2 protein-coding genes are annotated in these 6,270 nt (G+C 43.5%); both read right to left on the bottom strand.

Features of this window, described 5'->3' with window-relative positions:
* Positions 1 to 5,190 (bottom strand): ZmpA/ZmpB/ZmpC family metallo-endopeptidase-related protein (locus SORDD24_RS00695; protein WP_419579774.1); only part of this gene is annotated, 5,190 nt, incomplete at its 3' end.
* 278 nt (positions 5,191 to 5,468) lie between these two features.
* Positions 5,469 to 6,270: class I tRNA ligase family protein (locus tag SORDD24_RS00690; RefSeq protein WP_155720113.1), on the bottom strand; the 802-nt coding region annotated here is incomplete at its 5' end.

The following is a 6,270-nucleotide window of genomic DNA, read 5'->3' as shown; positions in this document are numbered from 1 at the left end:
GAAGCCCCAATCTCCCTGAGTCAGTCTGTCGTAGACCTTGATTGTATACTTACTCTTACGATCTGCATTGTCCTGTTTAGCTTGAATTTCTGGCAGACTTGAACGAGCTTCTACGATATAAGCCTTGGTATTTTCCTTGAACCATTCACTGTTGGTTTTATTTGGCAAGAAGAGTTCACGCAGACTTTCTAAGTAAGCAAAGAGGTCTCCTTTGCCTTTTTCCTTGGCTAGAGATTGTCGATAAGTATTGAAGTTGTTTTGTGCTCGAAGATTGCTCATTCCAGAGTTACCGAGAGCAATGATGGTATCGAGTGTCGAAGCTGCTTGATTGCCGAAGAAATCAAACTTATAGGCATTAAGGTCCTTGGTGTTAAAAGTTCCATAGTTGACATTGTACCAACGATTGAGATAGGTCAGACCAAGCATGAAGGCTTCTTTGTTCTGCAGAATCTTTTGGCTAATCATATCCGCTACGGCAGGGCCTAGGGTGTTGATCGACTTGTCAACTGAAAGCACCTTGAGGAGTTCCTGACCTAGTTCGGCTTTGGTTTGTTCAAAGACTTTTTCCAGATAAAGATCATCCAAGGAAGCTGTTTCACCAATTCCCAGTACCTTACGCACTGCAGTTGAGTCATAAGTCACAGCTTTGAGTTCATCCAAGACACTCTCTTTAATGGACTGGTAGTCCGATAGAAAGGCCTCTGGTGTATAGAGCAAATTCTTTTCAGCGATGCTATATTCAGCAATCTGGCCATTGGCAAAATCACCCTTGTAGGTCAGATCAAGATAAGCAATCGTCTTATCTGCATAATGCAGCATCAGCCTATTGATTTCACCCTTATGACTGTTGACATCCGTTATCAATGTCCCATCTTTCATCGGAACCACATCTAACAAGGCTACTTTGTTAAGTTTATCATCTTCAGCTAATTGGTTGGCTGTATGAACGATAAAGTCTTTGTTGTAGAAGGGTAACAGTTTTTCTACATTTTCGTAGGCTTGTTTTCTGGACTCCTGGGCTCCCCTCACTCGACTATAGTCTGTTTGATGCTGGTAAGCTTGCTGCAATGGCTCCTGGTCCGTCAAGGTCGAAGTGATTCCAAATGACTGACGTTTGGCTTGTCCATCTACCTCTGAAATAGTACGGACAAATCGCTCATCTTTTCTATTTGCTGTAGTCCCTTCAAGAACATGTGAGTCCCGAACAGAAGCCTCAGGATATGGGTCTCCTGTCATCGCATGTCCATTTTGAACCTTGACACTGGTCAAGACATTTCGAACATGTCCATTGTTCCAAGTAGATCCAATTGCTCCACCAACTTGGCCAGAATGACCTCCATTTTGGATAGAACCGGTCACATAAGACGTTTCTAAGATAGCTCCATTCTGCAAGCGACCAATTAAGCCACCAACACGCTGGTCTCCATTTCGACCCGTTACTTGGATAGATACATCCGCCTGACTCTTCTGCGTCAGTGATTGGTTCCCGTGGAAATTACCGACTAGGCCACCAATATTGTACTCCTGCCCTCCATCTTGGGTGCTGGTGATAGCCCCTTTAAAGGCAACATTGGTTAGTTTTGTATTTTGGGCAACTCCTACTAGTCCACCGATATGCTTGTTACCAGATAGACTACCACTTACAGAAACATCCGTAATCGTTGCGTTCTGAGCGTTGCTAGCCAAGGCCCCTATAGAGTCCTTACCTGAAACTGCAGCCGATTTCAAGGTCAGTTGCTGGATAGTGGCATTTTTCAAGGTTGCAAAGAGTGGTTTTGCTAAATTGTAGATAGCATAATCTTTGCCATCTACTCGACTCGTTAAGCTACCTGAAAATTCTTCTGGAACATAGCTTGTCGTAGACTGTTCCAACTCAATCTCATCTGCTGAAACATCCGCTCCTAATGTGAAGTTTCCAGTCGGGTTTGACTTCATGGCCTCTATGAGCGTTTTGAAGGACATATAGACTCCTTCTTGACTAAGAGGGGTTTTCGGAAGATCAAAGGAGTAATCTGGACGATAATGATCCCCTTCTCCCTCAACAAGCTGATTAGCTGATACTGTTACGGAGTAGGCATTGCCCTTATCTGTAATCTTAGAAACGGGCATGAGCATATCCTTGAACTTGTCTGACTGAATTCGGACATAGTAATTGTTCAAATCAGACGGCACTTCTGACAAGGATAGGTAACGTCGGTAGTGACTGCCATCTTTACCGTACAGTTCGATGCGGTCGATGTCTTTGATTTCAACCTTCTTATAATCTAGCTGAACTGGACGTTGATCCTCTATACTAGTTTGTTCCCCTTGACCTAGGTCATATTTCATGACGGTTTTGAGGGTATAAGGAGTATAGTAATCCAAGTCATCAAGTGTCAATTTTTGAGCGAGATCCACAAGGTCAACTTCCTTGATCAACGTTTCGCCCTTGTATAGCTGCACTTTGGCTGATTGATAGCTAGCTGTAGCATCCGTCAAGTGATAGCTTAGAGAAACTTGGCGTTGATCTTCTTCCTTCTCGACACTGACTAGAGAGAGAGTTGGTTTTCTCTTGACTCCATCCAGAGCTTGACGAGCTGCCTCGAGATCCGTCCGAACTTGATCGACTAAGGCTTGATTGGCGAAAGGATTATCCAAAACGAGCTTGGCCTGATCTAGAGCACGACGATAACGGAGTTTGGCTTGTTCATCAGCATACTGGTAAGCAACTGTAGACTGAGTCACATCCTTCATCTCAAATTCAACTCCGAGAGTTTTCTTATCAACAGCTTGGCCGTCTAGGTTTTTCTTAGCAGTTTCAAGGGCCTGTTTCAAGGAATCAACCTGTTCTTGACTAGTATGAGATGCCTCAAAGAGAGCTTGGGCATTTGCAACTGCCTGTTTATAAGACTCCTGATCTGCAGTGGTATCATTGAAATACTGATGCGTTTTCTGAATGTTATCGGCCTCTTCCACTAATTGGTGTAAGGGCTCGAGGTCGAGGATTCCTTTTTCTGGCTCTACAGGAGCATGATCCGCATTTGTAGAAATTGGTTTTGTACCGACTTTGATAATCTGAGGAACCGCTTCTTTTGTGATAGTGTTAGAGATTTCCTCTGTATTTTCGATTTTTCCATCTACCATGTACTGACGGGTGACGATCGTACGCACTCCATCTTGACCAGCTTGGCTAACTTCCCTTTGCCCCAAAGGCAGTTCTGCGCTTTCCACTTCCTTGATTGGATAGGGTTCGGCCACTGTTGTGGTAACGTCCTTTTCTTCAACGTTTAAGCTTGGAACTTCATTTACAGGAGCCTCTGTTGGTTTCTCGCTAACAGGAGCTGTTCCAACTGTTACGATCTCTGATACTGCTGGAGTTGTCACTTCGTTAGAGAGTTCCTGGCTTCTCTCTACTTTGCCATCGACTATGTACTGACGGGTGACGATCGTACGCACACCATCTTGACCAGTTTGTGTTATCTTGGTCTGGCCAACTGGCAAACTATCACTCTCAACTCTTTCTCGAGTGTAAGGTTCTGCTACTGTTGTGGTAACATCTTTTTCCTCAACATTTAAGCTCGGAACTTCATGTACTGGAGCGTCTGTTGGTTTCTCGCTAACGGGGCCTGTTCCAACTGTTACGATCTCTGATACTGCTGGAGTCGTCACTTCGTTGGAGATTTCCTGGCTTCTCTCTACTTTTCCATCTACCATGTACTGACGGGTGACGATTGTACGCACTCCATCTTGACCAGCTTGGGTTATCTTGGTTTGGCCAACTGGCAAGCTATCACTCTCAACACGTTCTCTAGTGTAGGGTTCTGCTACCGTTGTGGTAAAGTCTTTTTCTTCAACGTTTAAGCTTGGAACTTCATTTACTGGAGCGTCTGTTGGTTTCTCGCTAACGGGGCCTGTTCCAACTGTTACGATCTCTGATACTGCTGGAGTCGTCACTTCGTTGGAGATTTCCTGGCTTCTCTCTACTTTGCCATCTACCATGTACTGACGGGTGACAATCGTACGCACTCCATCTTGACCAGCTTGCGTTATCTTGGTCTGGCCAACTGGCAAGCTATCACTCTCTACTCGTTCTCGAGTGTAGGGTTCTGCTACCGTCGTGGTAACATCTTTTTCTTCAACGTTTAAGCTTGGAACTTCATTTACAGGAGCATCTGTTGGCTTGTCACTAATGGACTCCTCTGGGCTTGGTTTTGTAGGAGAAAGGACCTTGCTTCCGACTTTTCTAATCTCAGAAGTCGGCTCAGTCGTTACCTGATTGGAAATCTCCTCTGTATGGATCACCTGACCATTTAAAATGTAGCTGCGGGTCACAATGGTACGACTACCATTTTTCCCTGCCTGAATCACCTCAGTTTGACCTTGTGGCAAATCAGCTGCCTCGACTTCCTCCACTTGGAAAGGAATGCTATCGGTGCGACTCGTTTCTTTACTCTCAACCTTTAACTCTGGTTGTTCAAATACAGGAGCATCACTTGGTTTCTGAGCACGATACTCTTCCTGCGCTTGGCTTCCGTTTGAAGTTTGAACTGGAGTATCAATAGGAGCCGAATGGCTTAACTCTTTCTTACCATCAACTGGTGACTTCACTTCTTTTTGAGACTTCAAATACCCTACATATTGGTAGCCTTCAATCGCAAGTGGTAATTGCAATGCTTCTCCAACCTGTACAGTCAATTCCTGATTATAGTCTGCCAGAATTTGATTTGTCAAAGCCAAGGAAGTTGGCGCAATCAGCTGACTTCCTAGACTGGTCAAAAGCATGAAAGAAGCTAGTTTCTTGCGATCATCTCTGCCCAGTTTAATTGCTACGACCAGTAGAACTATGCCTGCCCCCGCTGCAATTGAGCTAATGAGTTGGCTATGACCAGTTGCAGGTAACTGTCTCGTCGGACGATAAATCAAATAGTATGTATCATCTGTTTCCTCAGCAAACTGTGGCAATTCTTTGACTAGCAATTGCTTCTCTTGGTCCGTGAGCTCACTCTCTGTCACGTACTTATAGTGAATCTGTTTTGTGACGGATGGCGTCTGTTCACTAGCTTCTACATTTGCAAGAGAACCTCCTCCACTAAAAAGGTAGAAAACCCCTACCAGAGCAGAAACCAAACCAACCGAAACTTTTCTCAATGAAAAACGTTGGTGCTTTTCTCCTAAATAACTTCTTTTCATTCCTAATCTTTCCTTCATCATGATTTCAATCCCCTCTATTCTACCGAAATTTACTAGATTATTCAATTTATTTGTCACAATTTTTAAGGAAACCAATGCTTCTAAAAACACTTTTATCAAGCACTAAAGATTTTCATGATTATTATAAAAAATTCCAAAAATATACTTAAAATCGTATTTTATGCAATTCTATTTCAGATATAAGAAGACTAGAATCCAACAAAAAAGAGAGAAATGACTTCCTCTCTTTTTCCTTTTCATCTCATCTTAAACTATGAGAATACATATTTCTAATCTGATTATTTGGCTTCAAATCCTTCTGCGACCGCGTCCGCAAAGTTTTCTTCTACGATGCTTGCACAGTGGTCACAGATGACTGCATGGTAGCTACGATCTGCAGTAGTTGGATCGATACGACGGCAACGGTCACATACTTTACCTGCAGCGCGTTCAACTGTAAAGGCAACATCTTCAAAGCTAACTGCACTCTCTGGAGCTACACCTTCTGCGATGGTCAATTCAGACACGATCAAAAGTTGAGCCACATTGCTATCCAATGCCCCAAGAAGCGTTCTCACCACTTCATTTGGATAAACTGTTAAGTGTGCTTCGAGTGATTTACCGATTACTTTTGCATTACGTGCTTCTTCCAAGGCTTTTTGAGCTTGTCCTCGGAAGTCCATGAAGGCTACCCATGTATCCAAGATTTCTTCTTGGTTGGCAAAAGTTTGAGCTTCTGGCAGTTCTGACAACTGAACAAAGTCTTCAGCTTCAAACTCAAGATATGACCAGATTTCTTCTGCAGTGTGAGGAAGGATTGGTGTCAAGAGTTTGGTGATTTTGACAAGAATGTCATAGAAGACTGTTTGCATTTGACGGCGTTCGAGTGATTTGGCACCTTCAATGTAGACAACATCTTTCGCAAAATCAAGATAGAAGGCTGACAAGTCAACATTGATAAAGTTCACCAAGGCCTTGTAGATGGTTAAGAATTCAAAGTCCGCGTAGGCATCACGAATCGTTTTCACAAGCTGGTTAAAGCGGACAGTCATGTACTTATCAACTGAACGTAGTTCTTCATAAGCTACAGCATCCACAGCT

Origin of the sequence: Streptococcus oralis (genome assembly GCF_001579175.1) — a bacterium.
In the GTDB taxonomy this organism is placed as follows: domain Bacteria; phylum Bacillota; class Bacilli; order Lactobacillales; family Streptococcaceae; genus Streptococcus; species Streptococcus oralis_O.
Note: the sequence above shows the minus strand (reverse complement) of the source record. Positions and strands in the feature narration are given on the sequence as shown.